At 37.3% G+C, this 18,433-nt stretch carries 16 protein-coding genes and 1 other RNA gene; 6 read left to right on the forward strand and 11 right to left on the reverse strand.

All coding sequences use genetic code 11. From position 1 onward, the window contains the following. Window positions 1–36: 36 nt before the first annotated feature. A complete protein-coding gene (locus tag ACQKNS_RS00685; protein WP_427640683.1) occupies window positions 37–1,404 on the reverse strand; it encodes an MFS transporter in 1,368 nt (455 codons plus the stop codon). Window positions 1,405–1,692: 288 nt separating this feature from the next. Further along, window positions 1,693–1,880, reverse strand: a non-coding RNA gene (gene ssrS, locus ACQKNS_RS00690) — 6S RNA. Window positions 1,881–2,246: 366 nt separating this feature from the next. Between ssrS and tatA the strand changes: the two genes are divergently transcribed. Continuing rightward, complete coding sequence (tatA, locus tag ACQKNS_RS00695; protein WP_048686086.1) at window positions 2,247–2,453, forward strand: twin-arginine translocase TatA/TatE family subunit; 207 nt, start codon at window positions 2,247–2,249, stop codon at window positions 2,451–2,453. A gap of 327 nt (window positions 2,454–2,780) precedes the next feature. Here tatA and ACQKNS_RS00700 read toward each other — a convergent pair whose 3' ends face one another. Continuing rightward, on the reverse strand, window positions 2,781–4,079 hold the full coding sequence (locus ACQKNS_RS00700) for a protoglobin domain-containing protein (RefSeq protein ID WP_427640684.1): 1,299 nt from the start codon (window positions 4,077–4,079) through the stop codon (window positions 2,781–2,783). Between the two features lie 374 nt (window positions 4,080–4,453). Further along, window positions 4,454–5,848: an amino acid permease gene (locus ACQKNS_RS00705; RefSeq protein WP_427640685.1), complete on the reverse strand. Its 1,395-nt coding sequence runs from the start codon at window positions 5,846–5,848 to the stop codon at window positions 4,454–4,456. A 499-nt stretch (window positions 5,849–6,347) separates the two neighbouring features. On the opposite strand from ACQKNS_RS00705, the gene ACQKNS_RS00710 reads away from it, so the two are divergent. Then, window positions 6,348–7,409: a DUF3900 domain-containing protein gene (locus ACQKNS_RS00710; protein ID WP_427640686.1), complete on the forward strand. Its 1,062-nt coding sequence runs from the start codon at window positions 6,348–6,350 to the stop codon at window positions 7,407–7,409. Window positions 7,410–7,776: 367 nt separating this feature from the next. Here ACQKNS_RS00710 and ACQKNS_RS00715 read toward each other — a convergent pair whose 3' ends face one another. After that, window positions 7,777–8,625: a pyridoxamine kinase gene (locus tag ACQKNS_RS00715; RefSeq protein ID WP_427640687.1), complete on the reverse strand. Its 849-nt coding sequence runs from the start codon at window positions 8,623–8,625 to the stop codon at window positions 7,777–7,779. Window positions 8,626–8,834: 209 nt separating this feature from the next. On the opposite strand from ACQKNS_RS00715, the gene ACQKNS_RS00720 reads away from it, so the two are divergent. Continuing rightward, window positions 8,835–9,374 carry an ECF transporter S component gene (locus ACQKNS_RS00720; RefSeq protein WP_133346028.1) on the forward strand — a complete coding sequence of 180 codons (540 nt, stop codon included), beginning with the start codon at window positions 8,835–8,837 and terminating at the stop codon, window positions 9,372–9,374. Between the two features lie 139 nt (window positions 9,375–9,513). Here ACQKNS_RS00720 and ACQKNS_RS00725 read toward each other — a convergent pair whose 3' ends face one another. From ACQKNS_RS00725 to ACQKNS_RS00740, 4 genes are all read right to left on the reverse strand, one after another. Further along, window positions 9,514–9,771, reverse strand: a complete 258-nt coding sequence (locus ACQKNS_RS00725; RefSeq protein ID WP_427640688.1) for a hypothetical protein — start codon at window positions 9,769–9,771, stop codon at window positions 9,514–9,516. A gap of 333 nt (window positions 9,772–10,104) precedes the next feature. Beyond that, entirely contained in the window at window positions 10,105–10,227 is a 123-nt protein-coding gene (locus tag ACQKNS_RS00730; RefSeq protein ID WP_427640689.1) for a hypothetical protein, read from the reverse strand. Continuing rightward, window positions 10,224–10,475, reverse strand: a complete 252-nt coding sequence (locus tag ACQKNS_RS00735; protein WP_427642093.1) for a YolD-like family protein — start codon at window positions 10,473–10,475, stop codon at window positions 10,224–10,226. Before ACQKNS_RS00735 ends, ACQKNS_RS00730 begins: the two co-directional genes overlap by 4 nt. A 486-nt stretch (window positions 10,476–10,961) precedes the next feature. Then, window positions 10,962–11,870, reverse strand: a complete 909-nt coding sequence (locus ACQKNS_RS00740; RefSeq protein ID WP_427640691.1) for a LysR family transcriptional regulator — start codon at window positions 11,868–11,870, stop codon at window positions 10,962–10,964. Between the two features lie 133 nt (window positions 11,871–12,003). Between ACQKNS_RS00740 and ACQKNS_RS00745 the strand changes: the two genes are divergently transcribed. Further along, window positions 12,004–13,155, forward strand: coding sequence for an MFS transporter (locus ACQKNS_RS00745; RefSeq protein WP_427640693.1), 1,152 nt, complete (start codon window positions 12,004–12,006; stop codon window positions 13,153–13,155). A gap of 362 nt (window positions 13,156–13,517) precedes the next feature. Here the strand turns inward: ACQKNS_RS00745 and ACQKNS_RS00750 are convergent, their stop codons facing one another. Beyond that, entirely contained in the window at window positions 13,518–14,396 is an 879-nt protein-coding gene (locus ACQKNS_RS00750; RefSeq protein WP_427640695.1) for an acyltransferase, read from the reverse strand. A gap of 234 nt (window positions 14,397–14,630) precedes the next feature. Here ACQKNS_RS00750 and ACQKNS_RS00755 point away from each other — a divergent pair, with 234 nt between their 5' ends. Both ACQKNS_RS00755 and ACQKNS_RS00760 read left to right on the forward strand, forming a co-directional pair. Further along, window positions 14,631–15,383: an alpha/beta fold hydrolase gene (locus tag ACQKNS_RS00755; RefSeq protein WP_427640697.1), complete on the forward strand. Its 753-nt coding sequence runs from the start codon at window positions 14,631–14,633 to the stop codon at window positions 15,381–15,383. A gap of 7 nt (window positions 15,384–15,390) precedes the next feature. After that, window positions 15,391–15,975 (forward strand): TetR/AcrR family transcriptional regulator, encoded by a 585-nt coding sequence (locus ACQKNS_RS00760; RefSeq protein WP_427640699.1) that lies wholly within the window; start codon window positions 15,391–15,393, stop codon window positions 15,973–15,975. A gap of 332 nt (window positions 15,976–16,307) precedes the next feature. Here ACQKNS_RS00760 and ACQKNS_RS00765 read toward each other — a convergent pair whose 3' ends face one another. After that, window positions 16,308–17,912 carry a phosphodiester glycosidase family protein gene (locus tag ACQKNS_RS00765; protein WP_427640701.1) on the reverse strand — a complete coding sequence of 535 codons (1,605 nt, stop codon included), beginning with the start codon at window positions 17,910–17,912 and terminating at the stop codon, window positions 16,308–16,310. Window positions 17,913–18,433: the final 521 nt, after the last annotated feature.

The raw sequence follows: 18,433 nt of genomic DNA on the forward strand, positions 1-18,433 counted from the left end.
GATGGTATCCGAGCACTGCATTTCATGCAATTAATTTTACAATACGTTCATTTTATTGGATTCTACGGCCATTTCTTCAGTTGGTTCCGAATGATCATGTTTATAATAAGCCATTTTCACTGGAACGAATGATAAAGCAACCGCAGCAATGAGACCCGGAATGGCAAAGGCAATGAAATTCAATTGGATGGGTAGCGAGATGGATAATAAAAATCCGCCGAGTATGGGCCCGAGCATACCCCCAATCCTTCCGATACCAGACGCCACCCCTAGTGCAGTCGATCTAATATTTGGTGGATAGTACTGGGAAACATAAGCTTGTACAAGGTTTTGGGCACCAATGGTACAGGCCCCTGCAATCGCTACCAATGTGTAAATCACAAAGGAGCTTCCGCCCATTCCTAATAAAGTCAAACTTACAGCCCCAAGCGCATACATCGGCACAAGCATTTTCTTGGAACCGTAACGGTCACAAAGTTTAGCGATGATAAGCGTGCCTACGATAGCACCACCTTGAAGCACGATCAAGAAGCCTAAGCTTGAATTCAGCGCATACCCTGCCTCTATCATTAGCTTTGGAAGCCATGTATTCAATCCATATACCATCAAAAGGCACATGAAAAAGGCAATCCAGAACATCATTGTGCTTAGAGCACGGGAATTCTTAAACAATCCAACAATCGGCATATTGGCTTCTGTTTTTTTCACTTCCACAAGTTCGTCCTTGATGTCGAATTTACTCTCAGGACTGACCTTGGATAATATTCCGATAAGTTCTTCCTTTTTGTTAATTCGGATCAGATGGGTCGAAGCCTCTGGTAAACGTTTCATCATGAAGGGTAAAAATAACAAGGGTATTCCGGCAAACCAGAATATTGATTCCCAACCAAGTGTCGGCATAACAAGGATGCCCAGTATCGGCGCAAGCATCCCGCCGAATGAGTAACCGCACAAAACGATGGAAACGACCATGCTACGCATCGTTTTCGGTGCATAATCCGTCAATAAGGCAATGACGTTAGGCATGATGCCCCCAAGCCCTAATCCCGCTAGAAATCGGAAAGTCGAAAACATCGTAGGCGTATCCGCAAATCCACATAAAAGCGTAAATAAACTAAATAAAATAAGTGTAATCGCGATTACGTTTTTTCTGCCAATCCGATCTGCCAATGTGCCAAAGAAGATGGCCCCGAACAACATCCCAAATAGACCGTAGCTGCCCATAGCCCCCGCTTCCACGGAAGTGAGGTTCCATTCCTCCGTCAATAATGGGACGACCGTTCCGTAAACGACAAGGTCATAGCCGTCAAAAAGGATAATGATAAAACACCATGCCAGCAATCCAAAATGAAAGCGGTTAAATTTACTGTTGCTAATTACCTCGGTCGTATTAATTTTAGCCATAAAATTTTTCTCCTCTCTAGGTGACTGCAGTAATCCCATCCAAATGATAGCGCTTACGTAATCATTCAAAAAATATTCGACTCACATATTTTTATACAAATAGTGAACCGAGTTATCTAATTATTATTATAAATGCTAATTCTCTGATATTTCAATAAAAATTTTCATATATTTTTCATACATATCTTAAAAAGTTTTCTGATCCTCCCGTTATATATAAACTTCCGAAAATAAGTAAAAACAACAAAAAACCAGTTCCTTATCGGAACTGGTTTCTAATTATAAAAATAGTAAGCCGCCATTGCCGTATTCAAGTAAGAAAGTTTTAAACCACCACTCCTCAAAGTGGGTGTTTGCAGAAAAAATCCTGTTGTCCAAGTCAGTGACGAGGCATAACATTCCTATTTCAATATAAAACTCCCTATTACAGCTTAAAGGTTAAAACTTAATTATCATTACGAACAACGCAGCTTGTATAGTTATAATACCGAAATATCTTCAATCTTGCAAGTTTAATCATTCCCAGACAACAAAAAAATTTCATGTTACACATTAAGCTGCTGGAGCCAATTTGTCATGCCCACACGGCAAAATTTATGGATGCACTCTGATTTCACATACTGTCCCCCTACTTTCATTGATATCTTTTAAAGGAATAGCATCCATGGGTAGGTAGTATTTTCAGATAGAATGTACAGAATAAAATTGGGACGAAATTGAAAGTGTTTGTTTTGCAAAAAATCACCGGATGCTGAACTGTATAGGATATCCTAAATAACATTTGCAAATACATGGAAGGAGTCTATAATATTAACTAACAGAATTGATTGGAGTGACTAGTTATGCTTTCAAACATTGGTTTTCCCGGTTTGATTTTAATCCTTCTTTTAGCTTTAATTGTTTTTGGACCGAACAAGCTACCTCAAATCGGTCGGGCAGTCGGCACCTCGCTAAGGGAGTTTAAGGATGCAACCAAAGGAATAACGGAAGAAATACAAGAGGAATTCAAGGATGACGTACAAGCTGCAAAAAAAGAATCGATAAAATGAAAAAGACGCCTGCACGCAGCAGGCGTCTTTGATGCGTTTGTGGCGCAGAACCGTCAGGCCACATCCCGACGTTTAGCTAAAAGCTTGTTCTTCGGCTTACACAAATTAGCTCATCGCTTTATTAATATAACATTAAACTTATTTTATATCAAGTGATTTATTGAGCAGCTTATTTACCAGCATCCTGGATTTGATTTTATTTCCTTCATGTTTGTTGCTACTCTATAAACCGCTTTAGGGCTTTTTACAAATATTCTATCGAGTTGTTTATTGAAATATGAATGTAACCCGATAAGGTGTTCTATTTAACAAAATTGCTAAACTTCACTACAAGTTTAGCGTCAATTGAGTCAATTGATCCGAGGAAACGGCCACTTGATTGAACGCTTCATTAATATCATCGAATATATCATTAAGCTCTGTCATCTCCTTTGTGATCTTAATATTCTGCTCTTTAACAGAAAGCATGGAATTAACTATTTCAGTAAAAAATATGCCAGTTTCTTTTCCTTGTTTCGTTCCTTTAGTAATTTCCCCGCTAACCAATGAAATGGACGTATTCATGACATCGGTAAAATGTGCAATTCCATTAACTAGTTTCACTACTTCCGAAACTGATTCCTTGGTATTTTCAGAAAGCTTCCTGACCTCACCAGCCACAACTGCAAATCCTTTACCATTTTCACCGGCTCTTGCCGCTTCGATCGCTGCGTTCAACGCCAACAAATTCGTTTGCTCTGCAATAGAAGTGATGATCGTGACAATTCGTTCAATTTCCTTTGACGTATTGGATAGCTGTTCCATATCTTGGGAGATGATCGTCATTTGCTCTTGTGTTTTTGCCAATCTTTTCTCTAATCCTAGTAACAGTTCGACACCCTCATTTGATTTTTCCTCTGCATGTATGGCAATCTCTGACCCTTTTTGAGTGAAATCATGAATTTCGCCTACCTTATTTGCCATTAATTGAGTTGCTGAACTAGTCTCTTGACTAATTGCTGCCAATTCCTTAGCATTATGATTGACCTGTAGTTTAATCGTTTCTTTTTCTGCTAAGTTATTTTGGCGAAGCTTCTCATTTTCAAGTTCATATGCCTCTAAAACTATTTGCTGCTCTAAATTTAAAATTTTAGTGACAGCCAGAATGTTTTCTTGATATTGCTCAATATTTTTTATATCGGAAATCACATGAATGATTAACGATTGCAATAAATCCTGAAAAGCGCTCATATACCATTTTGGCTGCAGTCCAATTCGAACATGTACTTGTGCGATAATATAACGCTGTTTAACGTACTCATCATCAATGGTACCGCTAAACATTTCGAACATATGGCGATGCAGTGTTTTTTTTAATCTCTCAACAGAACTATTGTCTGAAATGATTTTCATTAAAGAGGGTTCATTTTCTAGATTTTTATAAAAATTCCCTACAATTTGGTTCAAGTGTTCTTTCACTTTTTCCTGTAAAGATCGAATAATGCACAAATCCCCGATCGTCAAATGAATCATGTCCACTTGATTCAATACGCTTGGATATTCCCTGATATTGATACCTACTTGTTCTTTATATTGCATATAGTCTATTGGATCGATCTTTTGTTTACTTCTCCATATACTTTTCATGATTGAATTGCCTCCAATTTTTTCTGCCCATATATACTATTTCGACATAAAGTCTGTTAATCTTAATTCAATTTGATAAATCCCCCTCTTTCACACAAAACTTATGAACTATTTATGTCCAAAAAAAAACACTCCAGGGAGTGTCAAAAAAGAAATTGTCTGCCAAGCCTCCCCGCCACAAGCATCTAGCGGGGTCTCGACTTCCAGTTATTCGGCAGGAGTGTCGCAAATTTCTTCAATCCAATAAGGTTTACGGAAAAACATTAAGGATAATCAAGTCTTGTTTAACATCATGGTTTGGGGGGAGAGCATTCCATACCCCTTTTGACTTCAAGCTGAAATACTCCAGAGTATTCTCAATGATCATTTTCCTGTTAATTAAGATTGGAATGCTTACGGGAATAAGTGAAGTAAATGACGACTCCAATAGCCATCCAGATCAAGAACCTTATCCATGTATGACTCCCAAGCTGAACCATCAAGAATACGCAAAAAACGATTGCCAATCCTGGAACGAGCGGTACAGCCGGACAATAAAAAGCACGTTTTATATCAGGTCTTGTTTTCCTTAAAACGATGACCGCTATTGAAATCATCGTAAACGCAGTCAATGTCCCAATGTTGACCAACTCAGCCAATTCACCAAGCGGTATGAATGCTCCCAATAAGGCCGCTATCAAACCAAATATCCATGAAGCCGCATAAGGTGTTTTATACTTTTTATGAAGTTTTGATAAGGATTTTGGCATCAGCCCATCACGCGACATAGCGAACATGATACGGGTTTGTCCATACAACATAACCAAGATCACCGTTGTCATTCCGAGGAAGGCACCTAGATCGATGATCCCTGCAACCCAATTTTGTCCTGCGCTTTGCAAGACCAAAGAAATCGGGTGGTCGAGAGCCTTGCTGAATTGTGCATACGGTACCACACCAGTCATGATTAGACTTACAATCATATAAAGCGCAACACAAATGACTAAGGAACCGAGGATTCCGCGTGGTAAATTCTTTCCTGGATTTCTTGTTTCTTCAGCAGCAGATGCGACTGCATCAAAACCGATGAAGGCAAAGAACATTAATGCGGCAGTTGAAAATACCCCATCGATTCCAAATGGCATGAATGGCTGCCAGTTTTCCGGTTTCACATAATAAATAGAAGAAACGATGAACAATAAGACAACCAACACTTTAATAACGACCATAATATTATTGATTCTTGTCGTTTGTTTCGTACCTATGGAAATCAAAAAGGTTATCGCCATGACTATCAAAAAGGCTGGCAAGTTCATATAAGTCGTGACACCTTCGAGGGAACCCGGTGCCGCCGTCAATTTCTCCGGAAAATTAATCCCGAATCCACTTAAAAATGATTGGAAATAGCCCGACCATCCGGCCGAAACGGCACTAACAGCCAATAAATATTCAAGGATTAAATCCCAGCCGATTATCCAAGCGGCGAATTCACCTAAAGTTGCATAAGCATACGTATAAGTCGAACCGGATACAGGCACGGAAGCCGCAAATTCTGCATAGGAAAGTGCCGCGAATAAACAGGCAAGTCCAGCGATGACGAACGATAATGAAAGTGCAGGACCAGCATTCACTGCACCAGTACCTGTTAATACAAAAATGCCTGTCCCGATAATCGCTCCAATTCCTAGCATCGTTAAATCCCAAGCCCCTAGTTCCCTTTTCAATCCCTTACCGCCGGAACCTGCGGTTTTCAACAAGTCCTCAATGGACTTCTTTCTAAAAATACTCATGTTCTCTCCTCCATAAATTTTATAAACTATTCTGAAAACTACAAACAAATAAATTCACTTACATTTATATCAGAGAAATTTCGACAAATTTCTGCAATTCCTGAATTATCTGACTTTTAAATTATACGAATTACCCTTTCCTTCGTCAATAAATTATTATTGTAAAATTCTGTTTTTTAACCCCCTCTGGAATGTAACCTTTATTTTTCAATAAGATTATCCCTCATTAACAAAGAAAGATTAAAAAATCGTTATATTAATATCGAAAAATGAACTATTGAAGTATATTCCCTTAATTTGTTCTTGTAAAAGTTCTACTATTTTTTATCCAATAGAAAATCACTATTTATTTTTCCCTATGTATTTTTGAAATAATTCATCAATATTATTCTGTTCATTCGTGCACCAATCGTTTGACGGAATCAAAGTACATCACTATACTTATTAAGTCTTTAAAAAAGTACGGGATCATGCTTACTAATTGAAGAAGGTGACATTCATGGATTTTACGATTACCTATCTGTCTTTTTATCTAATTCAAGTTGATGGAAAAGGCGATCAGGCTGATAAGCGTTTTAAACATTTCCAAACTCTTGATACCCAAGAATACGAGGAAAGTCCTCTAAAGGATTTTTTGGATGGGGAATTAATGAAGATTTCCAAGCGAAAAGTGGACCGTCATCCAAAAACTGAACAAATACCGACGAAAATCGGTTCTTTTATTGTCGAAGAAGGACATGCACTTGATTCCAACCCTAATTACAATGTATTTAACCGTGTTCGATATGCCAAAACGAAAGAAGAATTCCAAGAGGAAAATGAACAATTCACGAGGTCCTATATTGATACAAGTGCCGTACGTGGCGGTGTTTTCATAATTGCATCGGCTAAATTAACGAAATATCTTGATGAGCCATTCGTTTTCTTATTAAAATGTGATTTCGAGCCCAAAGTCGCTTCCATTTCGGATGAAAGGACATTGATTAGGCACGTTGAAATGGCCATCACCACTAAAAATATGAAGTCCATTCAATACCCATACATGCCCGAAGAAGGAATGGTCGAAGAAGGCGAACTGAAAATCCATCAGGCCTCACATGCACGCTACTTCGAGGACTTCCTGAAATTCGTCGAGTACGGCGAGTCGATGCCTGAAATCATGAAAAACCAGGTCATCCACATGGTTCATGAACATGTATCCGCACAATTTGAAGAAAACAGTGACGAACTGCAAAAGTTCGAACAGGACCTGGAAATCTGGGAAACGAGTGAAAAGCGTGAAATCCAGGAACGTCTTGAAACCCATCAGGTCGTCGAAGCCACAGCCCAGATTGTCGAGCATACACCTGAAGCCGAACTGCGTATGAAGCTTGGCAGTACATCCATCAAAGGACTGTTAGCCGATTTCGGCGACAGCATTCATTTAGGGAAAATTAACGGGAAGTATGTATTAATGATAGAATCCGATACAATAGAGTTCGATAAAGGCGTTTCGCCGATTGAATTTCATAGGCCGGATGATCTGCAAGTTCTAATTGAAAAAATCATAAATAAAAGTTAAGAAATAGTCCGAGTTTTGTGAGCAAAAATGTGAGCAGTATGTGATCAATTTTAGACCTTAAAATACTATTAATACTCTTAAATCTAACTACTGACTTTTGTTAGTAGTTTCTCCAGTTTGTTTATTTTTCCCAAGTCCTATTTCCAATTAAGAAGTTGAATATATTTTTTAGAATGGAAGTTAAATATTTTCAAACTTTAACGAACATAAATACTGGCTGTTGTGAGGTAAATAGAAAGTTTCCTTATTATTTAAGTGATTTTTACAATACTCGGCAAAATATAAGTACTATTTGATTTATACAAAAAGCTCGGTTAGTCAAAAAGCCGAGCTTGTGTTACTCTATTTTTTCCATTTTTTAAAGCATTCATAATAACATTCGTAAATATTTTTCGAAGTTAACTCCTTCTACTTTAGGAATTTGCTCTAAGGAGGAATCATTGATAGCCTCTGTCAGGAATGCCACTGCGAGCTGTACGGATTTTTCTAGGTTCTCTCCACGCATCATGCTTCCCATAATCACAGATGCAAATAAATCACCAGTACCTGAATAGCTTTCACCGTTATACTGCGTCGCACTATAAAAGGTTCTACTTCCGTCCAAATACATATTTCCGATAAACTGCTTCTCTGAATCTGCTGACGGTGGATTCATTCCAGTGATGATAACCTGAGCTCCCGTTTCTTGCTGCAACATATTCCCTGCTTCTTCTATCCCTTTAATATAGTCCTCTTCGTTTGAATAGCTATGCAGCTTTTCATAAGACAATCCGGTTAATAAACAGCACTCTGTAACATTTGGTGTAATGACATCTGCACGCTTCACCAGTTCTCTCATAAGTACCAGTAATTCATCGGTAAAAAGTTTATAGACTTCTCCTATATCCCCCATTACTGGATCAACAAGTAAAATGGTTTCTTTTGTATAAAATTTATCTAAAAAATGGAAAATATTATTAATTTGCTCTTCACCAGTAACGAAGCCGGTATAGATTCCATCAAAGGTTACATTAAGCTTGCTCCATTCTTCTATGAAGTATTTCATTTTGGATGTAAAATCTTCACAAAAAAAACTTGGATATCCGGTTTGCGCAGTCAGTATGGCCGTTGGTAAAGGGCATGCCTGCACGCCCATGACCGAAAGAACCGGAATTGCAGCTGTTAATGAACATTTTCCAAAAGATGATAAATCCTGTAGTACAGCAACTTTTTTCATAATAACCTCCATATGGCCTATCCACTTTAAACTTTATTTATCTTATCATAAATCAGCTAAAAACAGTCACCTCCTCTCTCTTTTCAATACGTATAATATCTGTATTTTTTATCAACTGACCTCATAGTTTTTTAATAAATTGACACTTTTATAGACACCAGTCTTTTGCTAAAATCATAGGAAAATTCTAGTTAGGAAGGTTTACAGATATGCAAAATACACAAAGTTATTCAAGGTCAAGTCAAAAAACTATGGATTTAATTATTACCGCAATGTTGATTGCACTTGTGTTCCTATCTACTTTCTTTTTGAATATTAAACTGCCAATTGCCGCAAATGGAGGGTTAGTTCATCTAGGAACAGCTATGCTTTTTATTGCATCTATTTTATTTGGTCCTAAAAAAGCAGCTCTTGCTGGTGCGATAGGAATGGGGTTATTTGATATAGTTGGAGGGTGGGCATTGTGGGCACCTATCACCATTGTGGCGCGTGGTTTGCAAGGATATATAGTTGGTAAAATCGCTTGGTCAAAGGGTCGTAACGGTACTAGCATTGCTTTCAATGTAATAGCAACAATCGTTTCCATTCCATTTATGATAGCTGTTTATTATATTGGTGAAGGGATTCTATACGGTAATTGGATTGCACCTTTAGCTTCAATACCTGGAGATCTCGTTCAAAATATATTAGGAATTATCGTTGCCGTTCCAGTTTGTGTGGCTTTGAAAAAGGTTCCTTATTTTAAGTAAATTTGCTATAAAGGTAAACGTCAAGTAGTCCCCAAATACTACATGGATGGTGTATTTCGGGACTATGTTTTGTTTGCTTCCCTTTTTATCGGTACTCTGCATGCAGAGGGTAAACTAGATGACCACGACAAGACTTTATCTATTTCTTTTTTTCATTCTTAAGTCTTTTAACGTGAGCTCTCATTTTATCTAATTCCTTTTGTTTCCCTTCTTCATCATTTGCCAATGCAGAAAATAAAGCTATCGTGCCTAATTTGTCGAATTCTACATCTCCAGATCCACCTTTAGTAAAACTAAAGTATAGTTCCGTAAACGCCTTAGCCATTAATTCGTAGTTAGGTTCATTTACAAAATAGCCATTTCCTAGCAGTTCTTTTCTTGGTTTACTCTTTTTCACATTAGAATAGTCCTTTCAATTAAACTATTTATTCTTTTCCTTATACAAAAACAGCCTACTTTCTTCTTTGGCTATACACTCGAGAAGCTTCTTTCTAAAATATTCATTAATATCGATATTCTCCGTTGAAATAACTTCTACATCGGTCATTTCCACATCATTAAGATTTATTTTTGACTTTTTATCCAATCAATTATCACTCTCCTGTCCTACATAATAATCTCCAAACAAAATAACTTATATTCACATTTCACTAAATTTTCTATGAAAATAGTAACAAGTAAAATTATATAAAATAAAAAATCACTAATCGTTATAACTGGTGATTTCTATTCATTTTGTATATTTAGCTAAGATTTCCTTCACTTCTTTTTTCAAGTACTCATCTACTGTAAATTCATTTAGGAATGTTCTACTTTTAATCCACATTTTTCTTTTTGGTTTTGCTTTAGTCATTTTTTCACTCCATTACCTTCTACCGCTACAAGATCTTCAAACTTCACCTTAATAATATGTCCCTTCTCATTTTCCAGCTCCAAATATATCGCCTTTGTGAATGGATCTAGCCTGTGAATCATCCCTGTATACTCCCGATCAAATCCATCTTCCCAAACTGTAAACTTCACTGGTGAAGCAAACTCCATAGCAACATGTATTTTGTTCTCAAACTCCTCTAATTGATACTCATCTAATATTGGCTTTATTGACGGTAATAATCCTTATTTACGTCATTTAATAATTTTACGTATTCAGGCAGCATCAAACCAGGTTGCCATTTAAGCTTTCCACGATCTTTTATAGACATAAGAACATCTCCATTTCATTCTATAAATACACTACAGAACATTTGTTCTTAATTTAGTCAAAAAAATGAAGGGGGAAAATTTCCCTTCTAAAGATAACGTAGGTATTTTTCCTGTAACAGTGTTTTAATTAACTTCTCCATATCCAAGCTACCTTCTTCCGTTGCTATTCCAATTCCTTCGATTACTAGCGTTTTATCTGCTGCATTATCTTGCAAGTTTTATCACACTAACTATCTATTAGTTGGCGGGTATGGATCGAGTAAAACCAGTCAACAAGTTTAATTAAAACAATTGGGTCACTCCCTGCTTTGATTTTCGACAGTTTGAGGGAAATAAAGATTTATATCAAGCATTCATTACAATAAAACAAGCTTGTTGTTTTTCTTATTCAACCGATTCATTGTTGGAAAATTTATCCCTAATTTCTTCGAAAAACATATTGGCGGCATTGGAAAAAACCTGATGTTTCTTCCAAACAATATTTAATCCGGATTCAAGTCTCGGTTCTAATGGTCTAAAACAGAGGTTACTATCACTAGATGTATTTGCTATTTTATCAATGGTGACTGCGTATCCTATTCCTTCCTCAACCAATATGGCAGCATTATAAACAAGGTTATATGTAGTGACCACGTTTAATTTATCATAATCTTCCCCAAACCACTCAGAAAATTCATTTCTAGTTAATTCCGGTTTAATAGCTTGCCTTGATAAGAGAAGAGGGACATCTATTAAATCAGTCCTCTGTATGCTTTCTTTTACAGCTAGGGGACTATCTTTTCTCATAACAACTCCCCACACATCTTTGGCCGGGATATTGAAATAATTGTATTTTGACAAATCGGCTGGTTGAATTAGAATTCCAAAATCAAGTAATCCCTTATCAAGTTGCTCTGTCACATCATCGGAGTTTCCACTGTAAAAGTGATATCTGATAGTTGGATATTTAAACTGCAAGCCTTTTACTATCTGCGCTATTAGCTTCATAGCCTCTGTTTCTCCACCCCCTATGTAAATATCTCCCCCTATCGTTTCTTCCATAGAATAAAATTCCTCTTCTACTTTAACAACCATATTTATGATTTCTTCTGCTCTCTTTCTTAGGATCATTCCTTCCTCTGTAAGAACGATATGGTGACTTTTCCGGATAAATAATTTCTTTCCCAACTCCTCCTCCAACTCTTTTAATTGCCTCGACAAAGTTGGTTGTGTAACATGCAAGAAATTTGCTGCTCCTGTAATACTTCCTTCTCTTGCAACAGTAAGAAAATAACGAAGAACTCTAAATTCCATAATTCTCTCTCCCTTAGATATAAATTAATATACCTTTCAAGCATATCACAATATAAGATATAGGCATTGGTAATCCCTCAATAGTGAAAGTAAAATAAAAAGAGAAGATGTGCAAGAGAGGAGCTATTTTTTAATGAAAAGAAAAAGTTTACAAATATTTATTTTGACAGTTGGGGTTTTCGGTATCTTAAATACCGAAATGGGTTTTATAGGGATATTACCTGACATTGCCACCAACTTCGGTGTTAGTGTTTCAACAGCGGGATGGTTGGTAAGTATTTTTGCCATAGGCGTAGCAATATCGGCTCCAACAATGCCATTATTATTCTCAGGGATTAATCGAAAGAAAGTGATGATACTTGTATTAAGTGTTTTCGTTGTGGGGAACATCATATCTATATTTACATCCAATTTTACCGTTTTATTAATTGCCAGGATCATTCCAGCCCTTTTTCATCCAGTTTATGTTTCTTTGGCATTTTCAGCGGCTGCTGATTCGGTTAGCAAAGAGGAAGCCCCCAAAGCAGTATCAAAAATTTTTATAGGTGTGTCAGCGGGGATGGTAGCAGGCGTTCCAATCGTTAGTTTTATTGCTAGCGTGTCTAATTTACAAATAGCGATGGCGTTTTTTGCAGTTGTTAATATTATTGTACTTATTGCAACATTATTATTCGTTCCATCCATGCCGGTTAAAGAAAAAATCTCTTATGGAACTCAATTAAATGTGTTGAAAAAATCTGTTACATGGCTGTCTATTATAATTGTCATTTTGCTAAACTCAGCTGTTTTTGGGGTTTACAGCTATCTTGCAGATTATTTACAAAACGTAACGAATATATCACCAAATATAACTAGCTTGATGTTATTCATTTTCGGTGCAGCAAATATTATTGGTAATATTTTTGCTGGAAGGCTACTTACTATTAACCCTATCAAAACAATCGTATCTCTTCCTTTTCTATTGGGAGTTGTATATATCATACAATTTTTCATGGGACAACTTACCATTCCTATGATATTTATTATCTTACTTTGGGGAATACTAGCTGGAATAGCAGCAAACATTAATCAATATGTGGTTACATCTGCAGCACCTGAAGCTCCTGACTTTGCTAACGGCTTGTTTTTATCATCCGCAAATATAGGAACAACAATCGGTACGTCTGTAGGGGGCTTATTCATTTCAGCGATGGGAACGCAATACGTTATCCTAGTTGGATTATTATCCGTAATATTGAGTTTGGTATTTATTTTTTTAAGAAACAATATGTATAGTTCTAAATAAAAACTGTCGAGGAGAGAAAAATCAAATAAACAATTTGTTCCAAAACTTCAAGAAACCCAGTTAATCTTCTCTTATGAAAGTAGCTGGGTTTTAAAATTTACATGTGCAAATAGCACTTGAAATAAGGGTGAATTATCACCTAAGTAACATAAAGCAAATAAGACAGCTATTAACCTGCCTTACTCTTCTTCATAATCTATATTACCCTCGGAAAACTTAAACCATGGATTTTATAATAAAAAAAGACAATAAGAAACTAACCCCACTTAATACATTTAAAAAAAACTTAAAATATCCCTTTATCCTTTATCCTTCACTTCCATTTGGAATTTTCTAATTTTAATCTGTAATAATCCATTCAATTACTTCTTACTTCCTTTGGGAAAGATTCGATCGAAAAATGTTTTCTTTTTCTCAGGAGGCACAGGGAGAAAGAAACGATTCTTACTTGTCACATCAAGATAAGGGATTAATATGTCAGCCTTCTCCTCTACAGAAGTTGCCGTATTTAACTGTTCTTCAATTTTCGCAAAATGTTTTGCTATTGAGCCTTTTGGCGTATAGACAAAACGCCCATCTGGGAATTTTTGTGATTGAGCTGTTTCTTTATCAGTATATGCATGGACAGACGGACGTGCCCAAAAAACATTTTTCCGCACGACACGTGCAGGACTTCCTGCGGCTGCTACATTTGATGGGAGCGATTTTGCGACGAGTGACTTTGCACCTAAAATGGAACCAGTACCAACTTCCACTCCTTTAAGAATCATGACGTCCTGCCCAATCCAAATGTGGTCACCTAAGTACACACTCTTTGTTGGGTTAATCCGTTTTCGAGTTGTTCCATCGTATATCAAATGTGGATCTGCCAACCGAACGACTACACCAGTTGAAAACATATTATCATCACCGATGAATAGATTCTTTTGCTCAGAGAGAATAAATCTCGCTGCTCCATTAAATGAATAGTTGCGACCTAGGAAAAATGTATTGTCATTCCAAACATTGACTCTTATCGTTGCATTGCGTTTGGATTTCCCAATGATTATGAGCGAGTTATTGCCATTAAAACTTAGCGTCGCATCTTTAAATTCGGCTCCACGTTCAATAATTAACCGATTTCCTTCACCAAACCATTTGATTTTGCTATTCACAAACGAAATCGTATCTTCGGTATTTCCTATAAAGTGAATTTCATTATTTGTTTCTGGTTTTTGAAATATATTCGAAATGATTTCCATGCAATTCGTACCCTCTTTTTCTAAGTGTTGAAAACGTGTTCATTATACATCATTTTTCACTCAACACAAAGACCGCTTAAGAAAACCTGAGGAGATGTAAAGCTGAAGCCTGCAGATTTACTTTGATTAGTGCCATTATTTGGAAAAAAATAATTTTCTTTGGTTTGTATTGACTAAACGTTCATTCAATAATAAAATAATACTGAAAATTCAGTGAAAAATGGAGGGGTTGCATTGGATTTACATTTTGAGCTTACCGGCAGTGGTCATCCGGTTGTTCTTATTCATGGCGGTGGTGCTGATTTGCGGCAATGGGCATTTTTGGCTTCACTTTTATCTAGGGATTACAAAGTTATTGCTTTTGATGGACGTGGTGCTGGTAAATCACCATCCCCTATAAAACATGCAAACTATGTTGATGATGTATTGGCATTAATGGATTACCTGGAACTTAATCAGGCAACGCTTATAGGCCATTCCATGGGCGGTCAGATTGCAACTGATTTCGCTCTTAATTACCCTGAAAGAGTATCAAAACTTGTATTAATTGCTCCTTCTTTAACTGGTTTTCCCTATTCAAAGGAGTTTGTACAATATCATGACAAGATATTGGAAAGTGCCCCCAATATAGATGAGATGTTAGATCTTGCCCTTCATTCACCAACTTATCAGGTTGTTATCGATAGTCCGCACAAAGATCTCTCTGTTCAAATGCTCAGGCATCATTTCGGGCGCATGCTTAAATGGCCCGCTGATTTCTGCATGAAATGGCCTCATCCTCCAGCAATGGGACGATTAGAAGAATTGAACCCCGAAACTTTATTTTTTATCGGCAAAAAGGATTTGGAAGACAATTTTCGGGTTGCCGATTGTTTCCGTAAGGTTCCAAACATCCGTTTCAGCGAACTAGAGAATGCCGATCATATGCTGCCCCTCACCCATTCTGAAGTTTTATATCAAGAATTCACTGCTTTTATGGAGGATTGAAGTTAAAATGCCACGTACACCCGAAGAGAATGACCGCATTCGCCAAGCATCCAAAGAAAAAATCCGTGCTGCAGCCATGGAGTTATTTATGAAACAAGGATATTACGCTACTTCTATTAGCGATATAGCTAAGAAAGCGGGTATTTCTAAAGGGTTGCTCTATAACTATTACAAAGGAAAAGAAGGATTGCTATCTGAAATGGTCGAGGCCAGAATCAGGGAAGTGGTTGAAGTCATGGAAGAAGCGTTCACCTTAACTACACCTCGTGAACAGCTTGAACATATAGTCAATGGTGCCATTGATAATATCCACAAAAAACCGGATGTCCACCGCTTCTATCTACACCTGCAAACACAGCCAATGGCTGATGAAGAGTTGATAAAATACAGTCATCTCATAATTGAAGAAAATGCCAGACAATTTGAATTTCAATGTAAAATATTTGAACGTATGGGGGAAAAAGATCCAAGGAAACGATCATTATACTTTTCATCTGTGCTACAAGGTATTATGTTGATGATCTCCACCTATCAACAAGGGTTTCCGATTGAAGAAATAAAGAACCAGATTATAAGGGAGTTTTGTAACTAGTCTACCGTTTGAAAGGTTAATATCTTGAATAAAGATTATATGAGAAACTTCAACAATCGGGGTCTAAAATGTAGTAAAAGAATTCGTCAAATGAAAACAATCACATGATTAACCTTTTATTATGCCTCAATTTCAAACAGCAATAAATAACTTCATTCTTCGTGATCTTAGTTTGATGATCTCCATTCTAAAAAATCTCTTCAGCAAAATCTGAAGAGATTTTTTTTAGTTTATTCATGACGGCCGGTTTAAACTAAAACGAATATCACTACTTAAAGTTATCTTCTGAATATATGAAGAAGTTACTCTTTATCTCCTTTTATGTTCATCTATTATTTTACTAACAATATTCCGTCGGCAATCGGGCGTTCACCTGTCGCGTCAGACGGTCTTGTGACTCGGTCAGCGCCAACTGTCATGGTCGTCGATCCGCCGCCGTCAAGATTGATGGCATCTACTGCCCCTAATGACTTCATGACTTTTGCACTTTCTTCAAAATTTGCCCCCACACTCCATCCTGGTGCCCGTCCATCGATAGTGACAAATAATAGATTGCCATTCTCTTTTATTCCTGCAAGCGTTCTAGGGTTACGACGTTCCCCAAAACGATAATAAAACCCAGGATCTTCTTCCCAGTGAAAGCCTTCCTCTACGGCATTTATGGAAATCTCTCCGTTTTCCAATAATCGAGGACCTCCGTTAATCATGCTAGTTGTTTGGTCTAATTTTAATAGCTTTCCATCCCCGGTGATTTCACTCTTCACCTGAATCTTCATCCCTTGTCGGGCATGGTCACGAAGCCATACTGCCGCTTCCCCAGTACCCGCGAGAACAGACCCGCTGCTTGGAATTATTCCCCCGCGATGGTTACGAATTTCCGCCACTTCCCCGGCATGATTCACTACCACTTCCACACCATCGCCCGATTCTGTCATTTCTCCAAACACGGATGTATATTGAATAAGCTCACTTTCATCCATGCAAGTATAATCATGTTTCGGCCGTTCTGTTGTCGTATCTCCTCCAACTCCGCCACAATTGCGGATTAATCCCGGCTTACGATTTAATCCATCCACTTCCCTCGCCGTACCATCAGATGCTGTAGCCTGAATCGAAGTGGAAACAGACGCAATGTTTGCTTTCTCTTCAATAGAAGATAAAATCAGAGCCGAACGGCCCTTTATCGCTTCACTGACAAGTTCACCTTTGCTGGCGAATATACCGGCAAGATCGCCTGGTGTTCCGTCCTTGGCTACAACAACAAAGTATCCAGCATTAACACCTGCAATGGCATCCTTTCTGTCAGCCATTTGGGTCAATGTTTCTTTTCCCGACACTTCATCATTTGTTAATTCAGGCACAACATGCCCTTGAAATCGATCCTGATCCACTTCAAGTACGTTCACTACCCATGGTCCTGTTGTTTTCTCCCCGTCTTCACCCGTATACACAGTCCTTAGACCCGAATATCCCTTTTCGGATAACTTGTTTCTCATTTCGGCTGCATCCGCTTCCTGCTGATATTTCCCGATCCGAACAATGTATCCAAGCGGGCCATTTTCCCGGTCATCCAAGGCCCGATCCGGTTCCCTTATAATGCGAGCATTTTTGAAACCGTCTCTCTTTAAATTTCCCAACAATATCTTTGCCTGCTTCTGTGTTTCTTGAAATGCCACATCCACTGTGAAATAGTCTTTCGAAGATGTTTCACCACGATTGATTTTTGTATACGTCACTCCTGGTGCTGGATTCACTGAAGTTCTACGCTCATGCAAATTAGACGTTCCCAGCGGAAGCACTTGATTTTTCATTTGCACTTGTGAGTGAACATTCAATTCTGCTTTAACTGGAGTTTCTGGAATCGCATTTACAATCATCAATGATGCTAGACTTATAGAAGCGATAGGCAAAATTGGCTTTTTCCATATTTTTTTCATCTTTTTCCTCCAATAAAGTTATGTCCTCCTTTAACTTTATTGTCTAATTGTGATGGAAAATTAAAAAGACTATTATATTTCAGTCAATTTTAAGTGAAAGAAAATGAGCATAATTACTCGATAAATATTACAATTCATCATGCAAAAAGAAAAATTCCGGATATTTTTTTCTACTTAGTAAATCAACCTTTACTTTTAACAAATCCTTAACCTTGCCTAGTTTCCTAATCATTGGATATTATAAGATATCGAGTGGTGACTATCACTTAGGAGGTGAAATATATGGAGACAGTAAAAAAGAATTTGTTATTAATACCAACCATTTTGTCGGTTATCAATGTTATCTGCCTTGCTTCATTCCTTATTGGACTTAGTATTATGAACTATCCAATTTCAAGGATTTTAACAGATCTTGGTTTGCTATGCCCCATTATCTCAACCATATCATTCTTTTATTTAGTGATTAAACTCAAGGGTATAAAGCATTCCGTTTTAAATTACTTCCATATCGTAAATGCGGT

It is taken from the genome of Peribacillus sp. NPDC094092 (assembly GCF_050279365.1).
GTDB lineage: Bacteria > Bacillota > Bacilli > Bacillales > DSM-1321 > Peribacillus.